Source organism: Mesorhizobium sp. B2-4-15 (assembly GCF_006658505.1).
Taxonomy (GTDB): Bacteria; Pseudomonadota; Alphaproteobacteria; order Rhizobiales; family Rhizobiaceae; genus Mesorhizobium.
Map to the genome: position 1 here is coordinate 13,297 of NZ_VFUZ01000036.1, position 19,400 is coordinate 32,696.

A 19,400-nucleotide genomic window follows, 5' to 3' on the forward strand; every position below is an offset into this window, starting at 1 on the left:
CTCGTTCACCATGGCCATGATCGGCCAAGGGGCAGTTCATCAATCATCTCGAGCAGTGCCGGTGGTCTTGCCCTCCACAAGGTCGGGACAGGCCCGCAGCAGGTCGCGGATGGCCCACAGTGACGTCTCGTCGATCATACGCGATCCTGATTAACGAGTGTCTTCCCCAGCCCGAGCGGCAGGCGGCTTTCGGGTCGCCCCTTTTTGCTGGCTACGAGTTCACGGCCGAGTTGAAGCCGTCCAGCTCCTCGCCGATCTCGACAAGGGCCTTTCTGACTGTCTCCTCAACTTCCTGTCGTTTCTTCGGCGGCATCAGGTCAAGGCCCTTCAGCATCGCCTCGCGCCAGTGCTGTCCCCTGCCCCACGCTTCCGAGAACGCTGTTGCAAGGTCGTCTTTGCGACGTGTGGCCTCCAGTGCCTCGACAAGGAGGCTGGCCTGATAGACGTCTTTTTCGCGCTTGGCGACGCCGTTTGCATCTGATTTTCTGCGAGACGCGACGATGAGCTTGTGAACTGCATAGCGTTCCGGCGACGGCACGGTTACAGGCACTCCCGACCGATGCAGCAACACAGCCCGGATGGGCTCGCGGATCAGGAAATCGAGAAAACGCAAGGGCTGCGCTGAAGCCCCGCCCAGTGCTGGCATCGGGCTGGCGTGGTCGATGTAGTCATCGGATCCCCGGTTCGGGGTAAGGAATTCGACCTTGTATCTCGTTGCATTCTCGAATTGCGTGGCGTGTCCGGGATCCGATCTGTGGGGGATCTCCCTGAAGGTTGGGTCAATCTCTCTCAAGATTTCCAAGATCGGCGGCAGGCTGTCTTCGACTGACGACGAGATCGAGTAGTGCTGCGCGAAATCGGCATCGCCGGTTTGCAATGAAGCACCGGGCAATCTTACGCCGAGATGTCCCGCATACGTCTGGAAGGCAACCGTACCGACGAGCACGCCTCTTAGGCGGAAGATTCCCGCTACTCCCATGGCTTCAACCACATCGCCAGTGAACCGGTCCGGTGCAGTCAGTCCTGCTTCGCGGGTCAGCGTGGAGACGAGTTTCCTTCGGCTGCGGAGGTCTTCCTTGATCTCTTGGAAGGCTTCAACGCGTTTCGCGATCTCGGGATCGTCGGAGGGGCCGACATACTTCCGCGTTTTCTTGGGTTGGGTTTCCTCAAAATACCAATAGTCCCGCCCCTTCACCGGAACCCGGACGAAATTTCCCGCCGTTGAGAAGTCGGTTTCGAAGGATGCATCAAGGCATCGCTGAACGAGTTCCGCATACATCGTGCGATAAACGAGGTCGACCGTCCTCATGCGCCGGCTCCGTTATAAGAAAAATGAGTTTGTCTTATAGCGGCATGAGCTCAAGAGTGGCAAGCGAGTTATAAGAAATCTGCATATTTCTTATAACTCTGTCGCATCATCCAAGGTTGGTTCGAGCAGACCCTCGGCCTGCCTGAGCAGGGGTCGCGGAGATTTTCTTGTGACGTGCAATCTGCCCGCGGCTTCCGCGGACCGCCGCGCCGGAAAGGGCCAGGACATGTATCCAGAGACAATCGAGCTGCTGATTGACGGCGTGTGGTGCCAAGGATCGGACGGCAAATCCGAAACGCTGATCAATCCCGCCAGCGAGGAGGCGCTTGCGACCGTGCCGCATGCCACAGAAGCCGATCTCGACCGCGCTCTCGCGGCGTCGCTCAAAGGCTTCAGGCTGTGGAAGACGATGACCGCGATGCAGCGCTGGGCGATCATGGATAAGGCCGCCGACCTGATCGAGCAACGCAAGGACACCATCGCCCGCATTCTGACGATGGAAAACGGCAAGGCGCTGGCCGAGGCCACAAGCGAGGTGCAGTTCGCGGCGGACGCGACCCGATGGTATGCCGAGGAAGGCAAGCGCGCCTACGGCCGCATCGTCCCTGCCCGGCTACCCGGCGTGCGGCAGATGGTTTTCAAGGAGCCGGTCGGACCGGTCGTTGCCTTTGCCGCTTGGAACTTTCCGGCCAGCAACGTCATCCGCAAGATCTCGGGTGCGCTCGGCGCCGGCTGCTCGATCATCCTGAAGCCGGCGGAAGAGACGCCGGGAACGGCCGTGGCAATCGCCCGCTGCTTCCAAGAGGCCGGACTGCCGACAGGCGTGCTCAACATCGTTTTCGGTGAACCCGCCAAAGTCTCATCCTATCTGATCGCCTCGCCTATCCCGAAAAAGGTCTCGCTGACCGGCTCGACCGCGGTTGGAAAGCTGTTGCAGAAACAGGCGGCGGAGACGTTGAAGCGCTCCACCATGGAGCTGGGCGGCCATGCTCCGGTCATCGTCTATGAGGATGCTGATCTCGACAAGACACTCGATACCGTCGTCGCCTTCAAGTTCCGCAATGCCGGCCAGGTGTGCACCTCGCCGACCCGCTTCTATGTGCATGAAGCTGTCTACGACCGCTTCATTGATGGGTTTGCCTCACGCGCGCAGAAGCTCAAGATCGGGGACGGCCTCGATACAAGCGTGCAGATGGGCCCGATGATCGCTCCCCGGCGCCTCGACGCGATGGACGGTTTCTCAGTGATGCCACCGCGAAGGGCGCGAGCGTCGTCACGGCGGCAACCGGATCGGCAACAAAGGCTACTTCTACGCGCCGACATTGCTGAAGGATGTGCCTGATACGGCGCGGATCATGTCTGAGGAGCCGTTCGGGCCGATCGCCCCGACGACCACCTTCTCAACCTTCGACGACATGATCGAGCGCGCGAACGCGCTGCCCTACGGTCTGGCCTCCTTCGTCTTCACCCGCGACCTCAGCCTCGCGCAGAAGACCGAGGCGGCGCTGGAGGCCGGCATGGTCGGCGTCAACCACATGATGGTGTCGACGCCAGAAACACCGTTCGGAGGCGTCAACGAATCCGGCTACGGCTCCGAGAGCGGCATCGAAGGCCTCGACGCCTTTCTGCGGACGAAGTTCGTGACCGAGATGTAGAGCGCGCAGCTAAGGCGCAAAGCTGCAGTCCGAATTGCGCCGGGCACCTGTCCGCTTCGAGTGATGGCCTGTTATTCCGCATCCGTCCTTCAGTCCTGAACGATCAGATCGGTCACCGCCTCGATGACCTTACCGACCGCCGCCCCCGTCGCCGACCGATTGTTGACGATGATCGAGATGCGAAACGGAATGTCGAGCTCAATTGCACTGAGTGCCAGTCCGAACGCGGAATAGAAGTCTGCCGTGAACGGATCGACGACATCCAGCGAAGGCCCCTGACCAGCGCGCAAGCCAGGAACGACTGGAAGATGTCGGCGACGGTGTTGGCTGCCGTCGCCTCCAGAAGCCTGGCTCCGTCACGGTTGCGCCGGAAGTAGAGCTCGCCTAACGACACGAACGGATATCGGCAAAAATCCTCCAGCCGGACCCATTCGCTCTCGGCGAGCGGATGCTTCTGGTCCATGACACAGACGCTGTTGCGCTGTCGCAGGCGCTGGGCGTGAAGGTGGCCAACCTAGCCCAGTTAACGGGGGTTCACCGCAACACGCTTCGCAATCCCGCATCAGAGCACCTGCAGGGCCGGATGCGCGAAATGGTCAAGGTGATTTCGGCGGCGACGGAACTTACCGGCGACATCGACAAGGCGATCTTTTGGTACCGCAATGAACCGATCGCCGACTATGGCCATCGCACGGCGGCCGAGCTTGTCGCCGACGGCCAGGTCGAAGCAGTTCTGGTCTTCATCCGGGACCTTGAGAACGGGGCGTGCGGGTGAAAGCCGCTCGCGTCGGGACGGACAGGTTCTTCCATAAAGGGGCGTTCCAGTCCACCAACGGTACGCGCGCGGCGGTTGACAGCTCTCGTCAGAAAGGACCTTGCGTCGAGGGTCTTCATCTTTCGAATCCGGCCAGACGCCAAGCCCAACTCGGTGCTTCTCAAAACCCCGATCACCCGTTCAGCCAAAAAACGTTTCCATTATGTCTTCTCATCCGCATGACAGCTAACATCAAAGCCAGCCCTTTCAATCGAGCACACACCAGCGCAACCTACGGCAGGGCCGAAACGCCCGTGTCCAAATGACCCTTCGGGTGATGAGCTAGGCCGATCTTCGATGCAGATACCAAGGGCACGACGATGATGCTGAGAGGATCATCCCCAGACGAAGTTCAAGAAAGATGCTCCTCGCTCGGGCAGCGCGTCCGGTAGGAAGTCGAAGCTCTAGATTTTGCTTGTTTCAAGGTTCACATTCATGCAAAAAAACATCACAATACACAATCGACGTTTGCGTTGTTTCGCGTGAACAAATCCGTCATTATCGGAATTCGGCGCTTATATCGGCTATGCATACGTTGTGGGCGATCGACCTTTGTTTATGAAATCCAGCATCGACCACCTCCCGCCCCCGAAACAGCGTGAGCTCAAAAAGGCAGTGGAGCTGCTGCTTGAGGAGTTCGACGACGCCGTGAAAGGAGGAACCGCTGATTTTAAGAAGCGCGGGCGCATTCTGAAGATCATACTCTTTGGCTCTTATGCGCGCGGCGGTTGGGTCGACGAGCCGCATACCAAGAAGGGTTACCGTTCCGATTTCGATCTGCTCGTGGTGGTCAACAATCGAAAGCTGACGGATTTCGCCGGTTACTGGCAGACCGCCGCTGATCGATTGATGCGCGAGGTCAACACACCAGTCAGCTTCATCGTGCACTCGCGCCGGGAAGTGAACACGGCGCTAAGGGAAGGCCGATATTTCTTCGTAGATATCCGTCGTGACGGGATCGTCCTGTACGAGCTCGATGAAGAGCCCCTCACCAACCCCGTCCCTTCGGGCCCGGCGGAGGCGTTTCGACTGGCAGAGGACTACTATACGGAGCGTCTCCCTCAAGCTAGAGCATTCGCCGAGGGAGCGGAATTCTTCGCTACCAAGGGGAGGCTTAAGGAGAGCGCGTTCCTCCTTCATCAATCGATCGAGCAAGCCTACGCATCATTGTTGCTGGTTCTGACAAACTACAGTCCTGCCTCTCACAACATAAAATTCCTTCGGAGCCTCTCTGAGGATCAAGCCCAGGAACTCGCCGAGGCATGGCCTCGCGACCAGCAGCGGTATGTTGCGTGGTTCAACATTCTCAATGAGGCTTATGTGAAAGCCCGCTACTCGCAGTACTTCGAGATCACGCAGGAAGCACTTCAGTGGCTTGCAGAACGCGTCTCGCATCTTATCGATCGGATCGAATTAATCTGCCGATCCCGACTAGAAAAATTGAAAAAAGAGGCAGGCCCCGCAGCTCAGCGAGCCGGTTAGGGGCAAGATAGAGCAGAATCTGATCACTCAGGCTCGTAACCTGCGGCGCTGAAGTAGTTTGTGCATTCCTCGGCGGTGAAGCGGGGCAGCGCGTCGCGGATAGTGTCCCAGAGCTCGGGGATGTTGCGGGCGGCGGCTTTCCTGAGGATCGACTTCAGCTTCGAGAAGGCATTTTCGATCGGGTTAAAGTCGGGGCTATAAGGTGGCAGGAAGAGCATTCGCGCGCCGACCGCTTCGATCGCTTGGCGGGCGGCGGTGACTTTGTGAGCGGGCAGGTTGTCGAGGATGACGATGTCCCCAGTTCGAAGCGTAGGCGCCAGTACCTGCTCGGCATAAGCGGCGAACCATTCACCCGTCATCGGTCCGTCGAGGACCATCGGCGCAGTCATGCCCGTCAGGCGCAATGCGCCTGTAAAAGTGGTCGTTTTCCAGTGCCCATGCGGGATCGGAGACCGGCACCGCATGCCCCGCTTTGCCCGTCCACGCAGGCGAGCCATCTTCGTCGACGCGCCGGTCTCGTCGATAAAGACCAACCGTTCGGGATCGAGATCAGGCTGGGCCTTGAACCAGGCGCGTCGCCGCGCGAGCACGTCGGGCCGATCCTGCTCGCTGGCGTGCGCCGTTTTTTTTCAAGGTCATCGAGTGACGGTCGAGAAAGCGCCAGATCGTGCTCGGCGCGAACATGACCGCATGCTCCGCCCTGAGAAACTCAGCCAACTCGACCAGCGTGATGTCGTCCTGACCTTCGATCGCCGACAGGATCGTATCCCGATAGGCCTCGATCCGCTGGGAGCGCTTGTCCCCGCCCTGGGGCTTTGCCCGCGTCGCGCCGCTCTCTCGCCATTCGCGGACCCAGCGCACCGCGCTTGCCGGGGCAACACCGAAACGATCCGCCGCGGCCCGCCGCGACAGGCCACCCTCAACCGCCACGATCACACGCGAACGCAGATCCTCCGATATGGCTCTAACCATGCCTGCTGGCCTCCATATCCAGCAGACATGATGAATCAGATATTCTCGCCGATGGGAATCCCTCGCGATTCCATCAGGTCAGATTATGCTCTAGCTTCAATTCCATACTGCCTTTTATGCGACTATTTCAGCACGAAGCATGAACATACGATGCGGCGTAAAACGATAGCGGACGTCAACTCGCTGGTTTGAAGCCTTTTGCGGCAAAGGGGACTAGTATGCGCCACCTGCGAATGGACTGGGCTTGGCAGGTTGACGCCCTGAACAACAACGGTGGCGCATTCATCTTCATCGCCGGCCACTGCATACGCCTGAGACAACATCATGGAGCAGCGAGCAACAGCATCCATCTTTGCAGGACGGGACAAGCCATTGCCGTCCTGTGAACCGGAACTCGGGAGCCGACGTTGAGCAATGGCGCAGACTACTCATTGCAGCACCGCGTGGGCAAAGCCCGCCACGTGAGTGGCTGCTCAATAAAGATTCCGACCGTACACTCTGGATTTTTTGGTGAAAGCATTGCGATATTCCTGCGGGCTCGTCTGGAAAACCGCTAGGAAGGCCCTGTAGTAGGCGGAGGGTGTCATAAAACCGCTAGCTAGGCCCGTCTCGCGGATGCTCATGGAGCTGTAGAGCAGCAGTTCCTTGGCGTGCTGAAGCCGCAAAGCGATGTACCTCTTCTTGGGACTGGTGTTCAGATGCCGCTGAAACAGGTACTGCAGCTCCCGAATGGAGATTCCGCACCTTGCGGCAACCGTTTCGATATCCAACGGACTTTCCACATTCTCCTGCATGATGCGTTGCGCGCGGTTCAATAGCGGGTTGGTCACAAACGGCTGAGGGTTGATGATCTCGCGCTGGCGTAGTTCGGCGGACCGAGGCGCGGTGTAGATCAGCTCATTGCCAACGAGGTGGTAGAGCGCATCTCCACGCATGTATCTCAACATAGCCATCGAATAGTCGAGGCTGGCGGCCTGTCCGGCGCATGTCGAGCGATTGCGATCGATGAAATAGAGCTGCTCGACGATGCGCGTGTTTGCGGAGAGTTCCTTCAGAGAGGCCATGGCGGTCCAATGGCAGGTCGCGTCGTAGCCGTCGAGCAACCCGGCCTCGGCCAGAAGCAGCGGCCCGGTGTCCATCCCACAAAGATGTGCTCCAGCAGCAGATTGCCTGCGAAGCCATCCGAACAATTTTCCCTTCGCCTCGTCGGCCACGTTGTATGAGACGAGCAAAATGACCAGGTCAAATTTCCGACCCTCGTCAAATGTCGCCGTCATGGGAAATGTAATGTCCATGCTGGCGGGTGGAGTAGCAGGGTCAGCCGACAAAAGATCTATGCTAAAGAGTGTCGATTTGCTCGACACGGACCGCCTTCCGGCAAACGTCACCGAACTCGTTCCTGCCCTCGATCGTGATCGTCCATTCCACCGCTATCGCTTTCCCTCCGAACAAAGCGACGCTGATGGACTACGCCGGCCTAACAACCCGCAATCGACCCCAGAGAAGTTACCGGCCTGGACTCTCCACGTGTTGTGCTCACCTTCGCGGCAGAGATAGGTCTCGCGCTGCGGTTGCACCCGAAGAACCCGCTTAACCTGTTAAAAAGCGCGCGAAGTGGCTTCTTGTTGGGGTTACAGCATGTAGAATTAGACAATTCTAATTAAATTGTTGACAACATGCGGAGCGAGGGCGCATTCTCCAACATCCGAGGGAGCTGTCGCCGCACGAAGAACGGCGCTTAGAATGGTCCTTAGCTGATCAGGACTTCTGGCAGAGATTAGCTCGGCAAGATTTTACTATTGCAGAAAGAGACAAGACACGGCCTGCGTAGCACTGCTCGCGGGTGGATACTACTTGACCGTTCGTCGTGCGCCAACCTCCCCGAATTCACTATGTTGACCATGGACCGTCAAGGTCAAAGGGAGGATAACACATGGCGATCTCAATCAACGGAACGGCTGGTAATGATCATATAGATAAACGCGGCTTTTTTGATAATTTCAAAATAACGGCTGGCTCTGGTGACGACGTTGTCTATGGTGGCGGCGGAAACGACCAGATCGATGGCGGCTCAGATAATGATTTTCTTGACGGCGGAGGTGGGAGCGACACGCTCGTCGGCGGCTCTGGCAATGACACTCTCGCCTACACAATGGCCGAGAATGCCGGGGCGACGGACACCTATGACGGCGGGTCTGGTACAGCAGATAGACTGCGCCTGAACCTAAGTTACAACGAGTGGATCCGCGCTGATGTACAACAAGATTTGACTACTGCGCAAACTTTCATCCAGCCGCCTGGTGGGAAATCATTTCATTTCACGTCCTTTGATCTCACTGTTAAAAACATCGAGTACATGGACGTCTACGTGAACGGCGTCAAAATGAACCTCGCCGATCAGGCAGTTTCGCTAGCGGCCGACTCCATTTCGGCACCGGAGGATGGCGCCGGATCAGCAGTCAATCTACTGTCGAATGACAGCATCCCTGACCTGGTGAAGACGCTGACGTTCACACAGCCCCTCAATGGATCAGTGGCGTTGGTAACCGACTATTCCAATCCGAGCAACCCCATTGCCAACGCCATCTATACCTCTGATGGCGCTCACTGGCAGTATTTGGCAGCCGGCCAAATCGCCCATGACAGCTTTACGTATACTGTAACGGATGTTGATGGCGACCAGGCCACTCAAACCGTGACGGTGACCATAACGGGCCAAAATGACGGTCCGACGATCACCTCGAGCGGCGGCGGCAACACCGCCGCGATCTCGGTTGTCGAGAACACAACGGCGGTAACTACGGTCACGGCCACCGATCCGGATGCAGGGGACACGCTAACCTATTCGATCTCGGGTGGCTTGGATGGAAGCTTTTTCAACATCGACGCGCAAACGGGTGTTCTGACATGGAAGCAGGCCCCGGACTACGAGCGCCCGCTCGATCCGCCATATCCGGGAAGCCCCACGGCCCACGATGAGCTCTACGACGTTCGGGTTCGGGTAACCGACAGCGCCGGCAGCTTTGACGACCAGTTGATCACCGTCAATGTGACCGATGCCAACGAGGACAATGTTGCGCCGTCCGTGACGAGTTTCATAGCGACGGATCCGCTGGTGACGAACGGGGGGACGGTTCACTACACAGTTACGTTCTCTGAGGCAGTGACGGGCGTCGATGCCAGCCAGTTTGCGCTGGTCAGCTCGGTCGGCGTCAGCGGGGCCAGCATTGCAAGCGTGAGCGCAGTCGCCGGCAGCGGCGGCACCGCCTACACAGTCGCCGTTGACACCGGCTCGGGCGACGGCACTGTGCGACTCGACTTTGTCGGCGCCGCCGTCGCCGATCTCGCCGGCAACGTTCTGCCGGGCGGCAGCCTGCATCCGCAGGTGACGTACTCGGCAGCGGGAAGCGCTACCGTATGGGTAAGCACCGCTGATCTGAACGGCGACGGCCAGATCGATCTGGCGCTCGCTAATGCCGGCTCCGGAGCGGTCTCTGTTCTGCTCGGCAACGGCGACGGCAGCTTCGGCGCCGCCACCTCATATGCGGCAGGATCAGGTGCGGCGGCCATCTTTGTCGGCGACTTCAACGGCGATGCTGCTCCCGATCTTGCCGTGGCCAACAGCGGCACCAACACAATCTCCGTGCTGCTCGGCCAAGGTGATGGAACCTTCGCCGGCCAGACGACCTATGCGGCCGGTGCTGGACCCTACGGAATTTCCGGCAGCGATGTTAACGCAGACGGCAAGCTCGATATCCTGGTGCCGGATATCGCCAGCAACACCGTCTCGGTGCTGCTCGGCAACGGCGACGGCACTTTCCAGCCGAAGGTGGAATACGCGACCGGTGGATCGGGGACATCTTCGGTTGCCATTGGTGACCTCAATGCCGATGACAAGGTCGATCTCGCGGTCGCCAACACTTACAGCAATTCCGTTTCCGTGCTGCTGGGTAATGGCAACGGCACCTTCCAAGCGGCGACGAGCATCGCAGGCATAGACCAGGCCCGCGCGGTCGCGATTGCCGACGTCAACGGCGACGGCAAATCCGACCTGATCGTGACCGACGATGAATATAGCGGCTCGGCAACAATCTCTGTGCTGCTCGGGAACGGCGATGGCACCTTCCAGCCGCACACGACGTTTGCCGTTGGAGGAGCCAACCCGATCTCGCTGTCGGTCGACGACCTCAACGATGACGGCCGACTCGATGTCGTCGTGCAAGACCAGGGCAGCAACTCCGTCTCGGTGCTGTTCGGCAATGGTGACGGCACCTTCCAGGCACCGACACTCTATGCGGTCGGCGCGAACCCGGTCTGGGTCGCCACCAGCGACCTTAATGGCGACCAGCGGCCCGACATCGCCGTAACCAACGCCGACGATGGTACGGTATCTATCTTGCTCAACACTCCTCCGACCATCACCGGAGCAACCTACTCCATCGGTACAACGCCACCTGTTCCAGAAGTTGACCTGATTGTTGACGGCCAATTCGGGGGTGGAAGTATGTTCCGAGTCGGCGCAGACGGCAGCATTTCCAACACAGGAACGTTCCTCTCCAATGGCGGTCAGTGGAACTATGGCTCAGCGGTGGCGGACTTTAATGGGGATGGTAACGGCGACGTTTTCGTTTCTGGTGACAACGGCGCAGGCCACCTGTACTTCGGCGACGGCGCAGGAAGTTTCGCCGACTCAGGTAACTCGTTCCCGGGGAGCTTCCAGCGGGGAGCTTCGGTAGCCGATGTGGATAACGATGGTGACCAAGACCTTTTCGTTCGAAATGGAAGAAATGCCTCAATAATGTATATGAATGATGGCACAGGTCATTTTACGGCCGGCTACCAGTATTTTGACCTTGGCAGCAATGGGTTCTACCAAAACACCGTGGGATCAATGTTCGCAGACTTCAATGGTGATGGGTTTCAGGACCTCTACATACGTCGCGTACAGGATTCGGACCCCAACCCCCTTCCCGACAAAATACTGTTAAATGATGGGAACGGAAGTTTCACCGATTCTGGCGCCGTGCTGCCCGGTGGACTTGGCTACGAACAGGTCAGCGTTGGTGACGTAAATGGCGATGGGAGAGCGGATATTTTACGCGGCAAGGGTTCCGTCGCATCCGCACCAGAGCTGCTTCTAAATGATGGCACTGGTCAAAGCTTTACCCCATCATCGCAAGACTTCGGTCCCGGGTTCCATGGTGGTGTCTTGGCCGACCTGGATTCGAGTGGCACGTTGGATCTCTTTTTCTATAACAATGTAACCCAAGCAAGCGAGTGGTGGTCAAACGACGGAGCTGGAAACTTTTCGTTCGCCGGAGTCATCAAATCCAATGCGCAGGCCAACGCTGCTATTGATGTGAACCATGACGGAAAACCCGACATCCTTACCTACTACGCTAACACAAACACGTGGGGTGTCCTGATCAATGACGGCACGGCCCATTTCACGGAGGGCAATGGGACAGTCCAGTTCGGGGGCGGGCCCTCGGGGCTCGGACAATTTGTGGTAGACCCGATCATCCACGATCGCGTCGCCTGAAACTCAGGACAATGCGGAGAGCGGAGCGGTCCTTACACGAGGCCTAGTCTTAGTCTAGCTAGGGGGAGCCGATGAATAGCGTCTTGAGCCGAGCGGACGCGGCCGATCCACATTCGGCGGCCCAGGCGCTTGATTCTGGCCTCGCTGCCCTTGCCCTGGTCGCCGGCTACTACCGCATCGCCGCCGACATTCAACAGCTGCGCCATCAACTCGCGCTGACGGGGCGCTTCGCGGCGGCCGAGGATATTGTGCGCGGCGCCAATCGCCTGGAGCTGCGCTCGCGCATCCTGCGCGGCGTCACGGCCAAGCGCCTGGCCGCCGTTCCCTATCCTGCGATTCTTGGCTTGCGGAACGGGCGCTTCGGCATCCTGGCGGCGGGTTCGGCGAGGGGCCGCGCGCGGCTGATCGATCCTGTTGCGCCCATCGCCCACGAACTCGCGATCGAGGAGATCGCGGCGCTGTCGTCCGGCGAAGTGGTGCTCGTGACGCGTCGGCTTGGCGGCGCGGGGACCGATCCCAATACGTTCGGCTTCCGCTGGTTCCTGCCCTCGATCATGCGTTACCGGCGGCCTCTCGCCCAGGTCGTGGTCGCGTCGCTCTTCGTGCAGCTGTTCGCGCTCATCACGCCGGTGTTCTTCCAGCTCATCGTCGACAAGGTGCTGGTCCACAAGGGAGTGTCCACGCTCACCGTGCTGATCGTCGGCCTGGTGACGCTGGGACTGTTCGAGACGGTCCTGCAATTCCTGCGCACCTATACTTTGAGCCACACCACCAACCGGATGGATGTCGAGCTCGGCCGGCGCCTGTTCCATCACCTCTTCCGCCTGCCGCTCGCCTATTTCGAGACGCGCGCGACCGGCCAGACGGTCGCACGGGTGCGCGAACTCGAGACGATCCGCAACTTCCTGACCGGACAGGGGCTGACCTCGCTGCTCGACCTCGTCTTCACTCTGGTCTTCTTCGTCGTGATGTTCATCTATTCGCCGACGCTGACGATGGTCGTGCTCGGCACGATCCCCGTCTATCTCCTGATTGCGGTGCTGATCCGCCCGGTGCTTCGCGAGCAGATCAACGAGAAGTTCAACCGCAGCGCGCGCTCGCAGCAATTCCTTGTCGAGTCGATCGTCGGGGCGCCGACCCTGAAAGCGGCGAGCGTCGAGCCGATGATGCAGGCGCAATGGGAGGAGCGGCTCGCTGCCTACGTCCGCACCTCGTTCGACGCCGGCGTCACCGGCTCGCTCGGCCAGAACCTCATCCAGTATGTGAGCAAGGTGACGACGGCGCTGATCCTGCTCTTCGGCGCCGAGGCGGTGATCAACGGCGCGATGACGGTCGGCGAGCTGATCGCCTTCAACATGATCGCCTCCCAGGTCGTTGCGCCTGTCCTTCGCCTCTCGCAGCTCTGGCAGGACTTCCAGCAAGTCCAGGTTTCGGTGGCGCGGCTCGGCGACATCCTGAACACGCCGCCGGAACCGGTGCCCCAGAACCTGTTGACGCTGCCGCCGCCGCGGGGCGAAATCGAAGTGCGCGGCGTATCACTGCGCTATCGGCCCGACGCGACCGAGGCCCTGCGCAACGTCACGTTGTCTATCGGCGCGGGCGAGGTCATCGGCTTCGTCGGCGCGTCGGGCTCGGGCAAGTCGACGCTGGTCAAGGTGGTACAACGGCTCTATTCGCCGCAGGCTGGGCAGGTGATGCTTGACGGCATCGATATCGCCCAGCTCCACCCAGGGTGGCTTCGCCGCCAGATCGGAGTCGTGCTGCAGGACAACATCCTTTTCAACCGGTCGATCCACGAAAACATCGCGCTCGGCGATCCCGCTTTGCCGCGGGCTTTGGTGATACAGGCGGCCAGGCTCGCCGGTGCCGACGAGTTCATCGCACAGATGCCGCAGGGCTATGACACGATTATCGAGGAGCGCGGCGCCAACCTCTCGGGGGGACAGCGCCAACGCATCGCCATCGCCCGCGCGCTTTCCACCAATCCGCGCATCCTCATCTTCGACGAAGCCACCTCGGCGCTCGACTACGAGAGCGAGCGCATTGTCCAGGAGAATATGCGCTCGATCGTGCGCGGCCGCACGGTACTGATTATCGCCCATCGCCTGGCGGCGGTGCGCCCGTGCACGCGCATCGTCGGAATGGAAAGGGGCGAGATCGTCGAGATCGGAAGCCATGAGGAACTCCTTGCGCGCGAAGGCGGCCTTTACGCTCGGCTCTGGGCGCTGCAGTCGGATCAAGCGAGGGTCGGGGCATGAACGAAAGAACGATACCGCCTCCCCTTCCGGTGCCGGTCGCCCGACCTGCGCCGGTCATCTCCGGTCGCGATCGCGAATTTCTGCCGGCGGCGATCGAAATCCTGGAAACGCCGGCGCCGCCGCTGCCCGTCGTGACGATGCTGACAATTTGCGCCTTCTTCGCTGCCGCGCTCGCCTGGTCGTTTTACGGCCGGCTCGACGTGCACGCGGTGGCGCCCGGCAAAATCGACACGGCCGGGCACGCCAAGGTGATCCAGCCGCTCGACCCCGGCAAGATCGCTGCAATACATGTCGAGAACGGACAGCGCGTGAGGGCGGGAGACCTGCTCCTGGAGATGGATCCCGCGGAACCCGCCGCGGAGCAAAACGCGCAAAGCGACGCGCTCAATGCCAACCTCGCCGAAAGCGCGCGCCGGCGCCTCGCCATCGCGACAGCGCGCGCCGTCCTGGACGGTCCTGCGAAGTCGGACGAGGCAAACGCTGGCGAGGTCATCGTCGCACAGCTGGCGCAAGCCGCCGCGGATCCCGAGCCACGAATCATTTGGAGCGTCGCGCTGCCGGAGGCGATCCGCCTGCGCGAGGCTTCAGTGCTGACGGCCGACCTCAACCAACTCATCGGCGCCTTGCAGAGTCGTGACAAGCAGATTTTGCAGAAGGCGGCGACACGTCAGCGCCTCGATATGAGCATAGCCTACCAGAACAAGTTGATCGAGACGCTGACGCGACTCGTCAGCACCCGCCAGGAGGCGCTCGATCGCGAAGTCGGCAGCAAGGTCAATCTCTACGACTCCACGCAGCAGCTGGAGAAATCGCAATCGTCGCTGGCCTCGGACGAGGGGCAACTGATCGAGGCCGACGCCGCGCTGAAAGAGCTAACGAGCGAGAAGATCATGACGCTCCTGCAATTCATAGCCGATAACGAGAACAAGCTCGCCGACGCCGGACGCAAGGTGGACGAAGCCAAACAGGCGGTTATCAAAGCGGGCGCGCGCCTCGCGCGCACCAAGCTCTATTCGCCGGCCGATGGCATCGCGCAACAGATCGCCGTGACCACGGTCGGCCAAGTCGTGACCACAGGGCAGCAGCTCCTCGTCGTGGCGCCGACGGCGGGCGCGCTGCAGGTTGAGGCGCTCGTCGCCAACCTTGACATCGGCTTTGTCAAGCCCGGCCAGACCGCGGTGATCAAGGTCGATACCTTCCCCTTCACCCGTTTCGGCGTGCTGCACGGGACAGTGACGCGCATCGCTTCCGAAGCGGTCGAGGAGCAGGAGGCCAAGCGTGGCCTCGCCAATGCGGCAGCCTCCGCCAATACGACCAACACCGCGCCCACCAGTCAGGCTGGACAGCCCCAGAGCTTCGTCTTCCCGGTCACCATCGCGATCGAGGAACAGGCGATGAACATAAACGGAGGAATGGTCCCTCTGACTTCGGGCATGACGGTGACCGTGGAAATCAAGACCGACAGCCGCCGCGTGATCGACTACCTGCTCTCGCCGCTAGCCAAGGTTGCTTCGGAGGCGCTCAGGGAGAAATGACGCGATGGTGTATTTATTATGGGCCCTCCCGTCATTCATAAGGATTGCCGCTTGGGCCGACCATGGTCGAACTAGGCCCTGCTAGTTTGTCGCGGGGGAAACATAGCCGATCGCATTTTGAGCCTTCATGAACTTTTCATAGCCGATCGCATGCCATGAGGGTGCGCGCCGGGCACTTCCGATGTGCCGCCTCAAAGCAAAAAATGGATACGCCATCGAAGCTAGGCGCGTGCCATCACAATGATCGCATCGCGTGTTGTCGGCGCGCCGCGTCGGACTTGATCGTTTCAACGACTGCTTCGCTGCCCTGATTGATTGGTCATCTCGACCAGCCGCGCGCTTCTCGGCAGAGGCGAGCTCGCCTTCGAGCCACAGCGCGGCGGCCGCGTCAGCGAAGTGGGAGCGTTGCAAAAAGCCGTCGCGGACCGGGCTTTTGTGCACGCGCTCGTCGAGGCGAGCCAAAAGGTCTTCGGCGCATGCGAGCGGCCCGATTAGGACCTTCAGGGGCAGGCTGGCAAGATCATAAGCCATTGATTCGATTGTACGTCATCCACGAAACAGAAGTTATCTTGGGTTTTACTTCCGTCACAGGCGATATCCTCGATGATAAAAGTCAGTATCGATAAATTATCTCTTATCGATACTTACATAATAGTCTGTTGATTCGGCTCTTAACCGCAAATCTCGACACTCGACGGGCGCATCTTAGCAGTCGTTACCAGAGCCGACGAGTTTTCGACCGATCACTTTGCCTATCTCAAACGGCTCGGAAAGGCGATGCCCGGTTCGCAGACCGTCTATTATCTTGAGAATGTTGGTCAGGCTGGCGAGGGAGAATTCGTGCAGTTTCCGGTCATTGGAGCATCGCCGACCGCCGGCATTCCGGTTGTCGAACAGATCTGGAAGGTTCTCGGAACGCTCTTCTAGGTACATGCCGCCCACGCGCCCAAACGTCTGTTCACTTGCTATGCGTTGAAATGTGCATATATTGTGCGTATGAGAGGTCGGAGAATTGTCATGGCCCAGGCACAGCTAGCACATTCCACGGTTATCTCGGGCTTTGTCGACAGCCTGCAGGAGCCGCGCACTCCTTATATCTCGCCGAAGCGCCTGTCGCAGGCGCTGGGCGTGAAAGTTGCCAATCTGGCGCAATTGACCGGCGTCCACCGCAACACGCTCCGCAACCCGTCATCGGAGCGCCTGCAGGGCCGGATGCGCGAGATGGTGAAGGTGATCTCGGCGGCAACGGAGCTCACCGGCGACGTGGACAAGGCAATCTACTGGTATCGCAATGAACCGATCGCCGATTATGGCCATCGCACGGCGGCCGAGCTCGTCGCGGACGGCCAGGTCGAAGCAGTCCTGGCCTTTATCCGGGATCTCGAGAACGGGGCGCGCGGGTGAAGGTCACCCGCGTCGGGCCGGACGAGATCTTCCATCGCTATCTGACACCCAAATGGGCCTTCCTGCCCACCAGCGGTGCAGGCGCGGCGATCGACGGCGGGCGCTTCAACCGGCCAGGCGTCGAAGCGCTTTACCTGTCCCGCGCTCCTCAGACAGCGTTGGAGGAATACAAGCAGGGTGCCAGCATCGTCCCGCCAGCCACTCTTGCCGCTTACCAGATCACGCTCGCCGAGGTGGCCGACCTTTCGCAGGGATTCGACCCGGACATCTGGGACGGTGCCTGGCGGGAATGGGATTGTGCCTGGCGCAAGATCGCTCGCATCGACAAGAAAATCCCGCCGTCGTGGAAACTTGCGGACATGGTCATCACCGCCGGGCTTCGCGGCATTCTGTTTCCGTCGCTGCGTCATGCCGGCGGCACTAATCTGGTGATCTTTCCAGCCAACCTTGTCGACGGCGATCACGTCGCGGTTCACGATCCCGATCACCGACTACCGCACGACCAGTCGTCCTGGTCCTTGAGTCATTGACCGTCTCTGGGATCGCAAGGCGACAAACGCCCGCTCACGACACCTGCTCTTCGACGACATCGTCCTCGCCCTCACTATTAGCCAACCCGGCCGGAATATCCCCGGCCAAAAGCTTCTCCTTCGACAGCAGCCCGGCGTCCTCGAGCGCTTCGAAATCCGGCAGCTGGCGCAGCGTGTCGAGCCCGAACTGCGACAGAAAATTCTTCGTCGTCACATAGGTGTAGGGCGCGCCCGGCCGCGGACTGCGCGGCCCCGAGGCGATCAGCTCCTGCCCGCGCAGCACGCCGATCAGGTCGCGTGACACCTCCTTGCCGAAAAAGCTCGACAGTTCCGCGCGCGTGATCGGCTGGAAATAGGCAATGCACATCAAAACAAGCGCCTCGGATTGCGACAGCTCTTTTGCACCCTCGCCCGCTGCCGTGCCGAAGGCGACGTGGATGGCGTCGCCAAAAACCTTTTTGGTCCGGTGCTGCCAGCCGCCGGCGACCGCCACCAGCTCGTAGGGGCGGCCGGCGAGCTCGGCGCGGATGTCGTCGATGACCAGCTCGAGATTGCAGTCTTTGCCCACCACCCGCGCCAGCACCTCGCGCGGGACGGGCTCGCTTGCGGCAAAGATCACCGCTTCGACGCGACCCATCCACTCGCGCCAGCGCAGTTCCGGCGGCAAGTGCTCGAGCTCAGTGTCAAGCAGGGCCGGCTGATCGTTCGGCTTGCGGCGGGCGGACGCTTCGCTCATCGCTAGAGCCCAAACAGCCGGAAGGTGGGGCGGCCCGACAGCTCGCGCACGACACCGAGGTGTTGCAGCCGCTCGAACAGGCGTCGCGCCGCGAAACGCGACAGGTTTTTGGTCGTCAGCGTGCCCGGCACAGCGTCTTCATTCAGGAGCAAGAAAATCACGTCGCCGGCGCCTTTCGCGCGCAGCTTTGGCGCCACCGCGAGGAGATTTTCGGCGCGGCGCGACAACTCCGTGGCCAGCCGGCAGGCATCAGCCGCCGCCTGCGCCAGCGCCACGCAGATCGCCACTTCAAACCCCTCTTCTCCCGGCCGGATCCTTTTGCCGCGCGCGTCCGTCGACCGAAATGCCGGCCCAAAGGCCTGGGCCATCAGGAGCGGCAGCGGCCGCGGCCAGCCCAGGCTGTGGGCCAGCACCAGATCGGCCAGCCACCAGGCCGCCAGCTCGAAGTCGGGCCGGATGGCGACGATTTGAGCGGCGATCGCCGCGGCGGCGAATGGCGCCGGCCGCTGCGACCCCGCCAGCTTTTCGATCTCCGTGCAGAGGGTGGCGAGTGCGGCGGCGTCCCAATGGAGGCCAAGCTGGCCGACGATCTTGTCGAGCCGATCGGCGCTGGCAACGGGCGGTTGCAGCGCGAGCTGCCGCCAAGCGGAAAAAATGGCGCCGGCGGGCCCGGGATCGGCGCCGGCCGAGCACAGATGCCAGGCATCGCGCAACGCGGCTTCGTCCTCGGCGCGGCCGGCCAGCCGCATGCTGGCGGCGGCACAGCGAAGTGCCAGCCGCTGGCGCCACGCGCCGGCCCAGGCGGGCTGCGCGCGGGCGAGGCTGTCGAGCGCCCCCAAGGCGGCGCCGGCCTGGAAGGCGGCTTCGGCATCGCTCGGCGCGCCGCCCAGGGCGAGCGCCCAGGCCGGAACGATCGGCGGCGCGGTAGGGCTGGCGGTCATGGGATCAAGGCGAATCATGCTTTTGACGGTAAATCGCGCGTGCGCTTTGCGCCATCAATTTCGGCACAAAACGCACAGCTTGTCGTCAGAGAATAAGGAATGATAATGTTGCATTATCATTCGTTTTGTTCTTTATAGAGGAAATGGCCTCTCTCGTCGATCAAAACCCTAAAAATCGTACTCGGCATCGCTCCCCTCGACCACAGAGAAGGGCCGCAGATG

At 60.6% G+C, this 19,400-nt stretch carries 17 protein-coding genes; 10 read left to right on the forward strand and 7 right to left on the reverse strand.

The window, feature by feature from the left end:
- Positions 1–211: 211 nt before the first annotated feature.
- A complete protein-coding gene (locus FJ930_RS27595; protein ID WP_141840899.1) occupies positions 212–1,309 on the reverse strand; it encodes a GSU2403 family nucleotidyltransferase fold protein in 1,098 nt (365 codons plus the stop codon).
- A gap of 226 nt (positions 1,310–1,535) precedes the next feature.
- Between FJ930_RS27595 and FJ930_RS27600 the strand changes: the two genes are divergently transcribed.
- Both FJ930_RS27600 and FJ930_RS30855 read left to right on the forward strand, forming a co-directional pair.
- Positions 1,536–2,651, forward strand: coding sequence for an aldehyde dehydrogenase family protein (locus FJ930_RS27600; RefSeq protein ID WP_348642758.1), 1,116 nt, complete (start codon positions 1,536–1,538; stop codon positions 2,649–2,651).
- Positions 2,599–2,964 (forward strand): aldehyde dehydrogenase family protein, encoded by a 366-nt coding sequence (locus FJ930_RS30855; protein WP_348642760.1) that lies wholly within the window; start codon positions 2,599–2,601, stop codon positions 2,962–2,964. Before FJ930_RS27600 ends, FJ930_RS30855 begins: the two co-directional genes overlap by 53 nt.
- A gap of 89 nt (positions 2,965–3,053) precedes the next feature.
- Here FJ930_RS30855 and FJ930_RS27605 read toward each other — a convergent pair whose 3' ends face one another.
- Positions 3,054–3,254: a hypothetical protein gene (locus FJ930_RS27605; RefSeq protein ID WP_141840900.1), complete on the reverse strand. Its 201-nt coding sequence runs from the start codon at positions 3,252–3,254 to the stop codon at positions 3,054–3,056.
- 158 nt (positions 3,255–3,412) lie between these two features.
- Between FJ930_RS27605 and FJ930_RS27610 the strand changes: the two genes are divergently transcribed.
- Together FJ930_RS27610 and FJ930_RS27615 are read left to right on the forward strand one after the other, a co-directional pair.
- Entirely contained in the window at positions 3,413–3,739 is a 327-nt protein-coding gene (locus tag FJ930_RS27610) for a hypothetical protein (protein WP_246677054.1), read from the forward strand.
- Between the two features lie 597 nt (positions 3,740–4,336).
- Complete coding sequence (locus FJ930_RS27615; protein ID WP_141840901.1) at positions 4,337–5,260, forward strand: nucleotidyltransferase and HEPN domain-containing protein; 924 nt, start codon at positions 4,337–4,339, stop codon at positions 5,258–5,260.
- A 23-nt stretch (positions 5,261–5,283) separates the two neighbouring features.
- Here the strand turns inward: FJ930_RS27615 and FJ930_RS27620 are convergent.
- Positions 5,284–6,232, reverse strand: a protein-coding gene (locus tag FJ930_RS27620) for an IS630 family transposase (protein ID WP_246677055.1) whose coding sequence is annotated in 2 segments (ribosomal slippage) — positions 5,284–5,890 and positions 5,889–6,232 — 951 coding nt in all. Because the reading frame shifts where the segments join, the coding sequence is not laid out codon by codon here.
- A 473-nt stretch (positions 6,233–6,705) separates the two neighbouring features.
- Positions 6,706–7,620: a helix-turn-helix domain-containing protein gene (locus tag FJ930_RS27625; RefSeq protein ID WP_348642759.1), complete on the reverse strand. Its 915-nt coding sequence runs from the start codon at positions 7,618–7,620 to the stop codon at positions 6,706–6,708.
- 545 nt (positions 7,621–8,165) lie between these two features.
- On the opposite strand from FJ930_RS27625, the gene FJ930_RS27630 reads away from it, so the two are divergent.
- From FJ930_RS27630 to FJ930_RS27640, 3 genes are all read left to right on the forward strand, one after another.
- Positions 8,166–11,774, forward strand: a complete 3,609-nt coding sequence (locus FJ930_RS27630; RefSeq protein WP_141840903.1) for an FG-GAP-like repeat-containing protein — start codon at positions 8,166–8,168, stop codon at positions 11,772–11,774.
- A 71-nt stretch (positions 11,775–11,845) separates the two neighbouring features.
- A complete protein-coding gene (locus FJ930_RS27635) occupies positions 11,846–14,032 on the forward strand; it encodes a type I secretion system permease/ATPase (RefSeq protein WP_141840904.1) in 2,187 nt (728 codons plus the stop codon).
- Entirely contained in the window at positions 14,029–15,567 is a 1,539-nt protein-coding gene (locus FJ930_RS27640) for an HlyD family type I secretion periplasmic adaptor subunit (protein WP_140745297.1), read from the forward strand. Before FJ930_RS27635 ends, FJ930_RS27640 begins: the two co-directional genes overlap by 4 nt.
- Positions 15,568–15,648: 81 nt before the next feature.
- Here FJ930_RS27640 and FJ930_RS27645 read toward each other — a convergent pair whose 3' ends face one another.
- Complete coding sequence (locus tag FJ930_RS27645) at positions 15,649–16,098, reverse strand: hypothetical protein (RefSeq protein ID WP_140745299.1); 450 nt, start codon at positions 16,096–16,098, stop codon at positions 15,649–15,651.
- Between the two features lie 246 nt (positions 16,099–16,344).
- Here FJ930_RS27645 and FJ930_RS30635 point away from each other — a divergent pair, with 246 nt between their 5' ends.
- From FJ930_RS30635 to FJ930_RS27660, 3 genes are all read left to right on the forward strand, one after another.
- A complete protein-coding gene (locus FJ930_RS30635; protein ID WP_246677057.1) occupies positions 16,345–16,494 on the forward strand; it encodes a hypothetical protein in 150 nt (49 codons plus the stop codon).
- A 90-nt stretch (positions 16,495–16,584) separates the two neighbouring features.
- Positions 16,585–16,971 (forward strand): DUF2384 domain-containing protein, encoded by a 387-nt coding sequence (locus tag FJ930_RS27655; RefSeq protein ID WP_140745301.1) that lies wholly within the window; start codon positions 16,585–16,587, stop codon positions 16,969–16,971.
- A complete protein-coding gene (locus FJ930_RS27660; RefSeq protein ID WP_141840905.1) occupies positions 16,968–17,501 on the forward strand; it encodes an RES family NAD+ phosphorylase in 534 nt (177 codons plus the stop codon). Before FJ930_RS27655 ends, FJ930_RS27660 begins: the two co-directional genes overlap by 4 nt.
- Before the next feature lie 34 nt (positions 17,502–17,535).
- Here the strand turns inward: FJ930_RS27660 and FJ930_RS27665 are convergent, their stop codons facing one another.
- Together FJ930_RS27665 and FJ930_RS27670 are read right to left on the reverse strand one after the other, a co-directional pair.
- Entirely contained in the window at positions 17,536–18,237 is a 702-nt protein-coding gene (locus tag FJ930_RS27665; RefSeq protein ID WP_140745303.1) for an SMC-Scp complex subunit ScpB, read from the reverse strand.
- A 2-nt stretch (positions 18,238–18,239) separates the two neighbouring features.
- Positions 18,240–19,196, reverse strand: a complete 957-nt coding sequence (locus FJ930_RS27670; protein ID WP_141840906.1) for a DUF1403 family protein — start codon at positions 19,194–19,196, stop codon at positions 18,240–18,242.
- Positions 19,197–19,400: the final 204 nt, after the last annotated feature.

Bases quoted from the DNA above. Each gene is read 5' to 3' on its own strand.
- FJ930_RS27595 (WP_141840899.1), bottom strand. From the start codon at position 1,309: ATGAGGACGGTCGACCTCGTTTATCGCACGATGTATGCGGAACTCGTT.
- FJ930_RS27600 (WP_348642758.1), top strand. From the start codon at position 1,536: ATGTATCCAGAGACAATCGAGCTGCTGATTGACGGCGTGTGGTGCCAA.
- FJ930_RS27610 (WP_246677054.1), top strand. From the start codon at position 3,413: ATGCTTCTGGTCCATGACACAGACGCTGTTGCGCTGTCGCAGGCGCTG.
- FJ930_RS27615 (WP_141840901.1), top strand. From the start codon at position 4,337: ATGAAATCCAGCATCGACCACCTCCCGCCCCCGAAACAGCGTGAGCTC.
- FJ930_RS27630 (WP_141840903.1), top strand. From the start codon at position 8,166: ATGGCGATCTCAATCAACGGAACGGCTGGTAATGATCATATAGATAAA.
- FJ930_RS27635 (WP_141840904.1), top strand. From the start codon at position 11,846: ATGAATAGCGTCTTGAGCCGAGCGGACGCGGCCGATCCACATTCGGCG.
- FJ930_RS27640 (WP_140745297.1), top strand. From the start codon at position 14,029: ATGAACGAAAGAACGATACCGCCTCCCCTTCCGGTGCCGGTCGCCCGA.
- FJ930_RS27645 (WP_140745299.1), bottom strand. From the start codon at position 16,098: ATGGCTTATGATCTTGCCAGCCTGCCCCTGAAGGTCCTAATCGGGCCG.
- FJ930_RS30635 (WP_246677057.1), top strand. From the start codon at position 16,345: ATGCCCGGTTCGCAGACCGTCTATTATCTTGAGAATGTTGGTCAGGCT.
- FJ930_RS27655 (WP_140745301.1), top strand. From the start codon at position 16,585: ATGGCCCAGGCACAGCTAGCACATTCCACGGTTATCTCGGGCTTTGTC.
- FJ930_RS27665 (WP_140745303.1), bottom strand. From the start codon at position 18,237: ATGAGCGAAGCGTCCGCCCGCCGCAAGCCGAACGATCAGCCGGCCCTG.
- FJ930_RS27670 (WP_141840906.1), bottom strand. From the start codon at position 19,196: ATGATTCGCCTTGATCCCATGACCGCCAGCCCTACCGCGCCGCCGATC.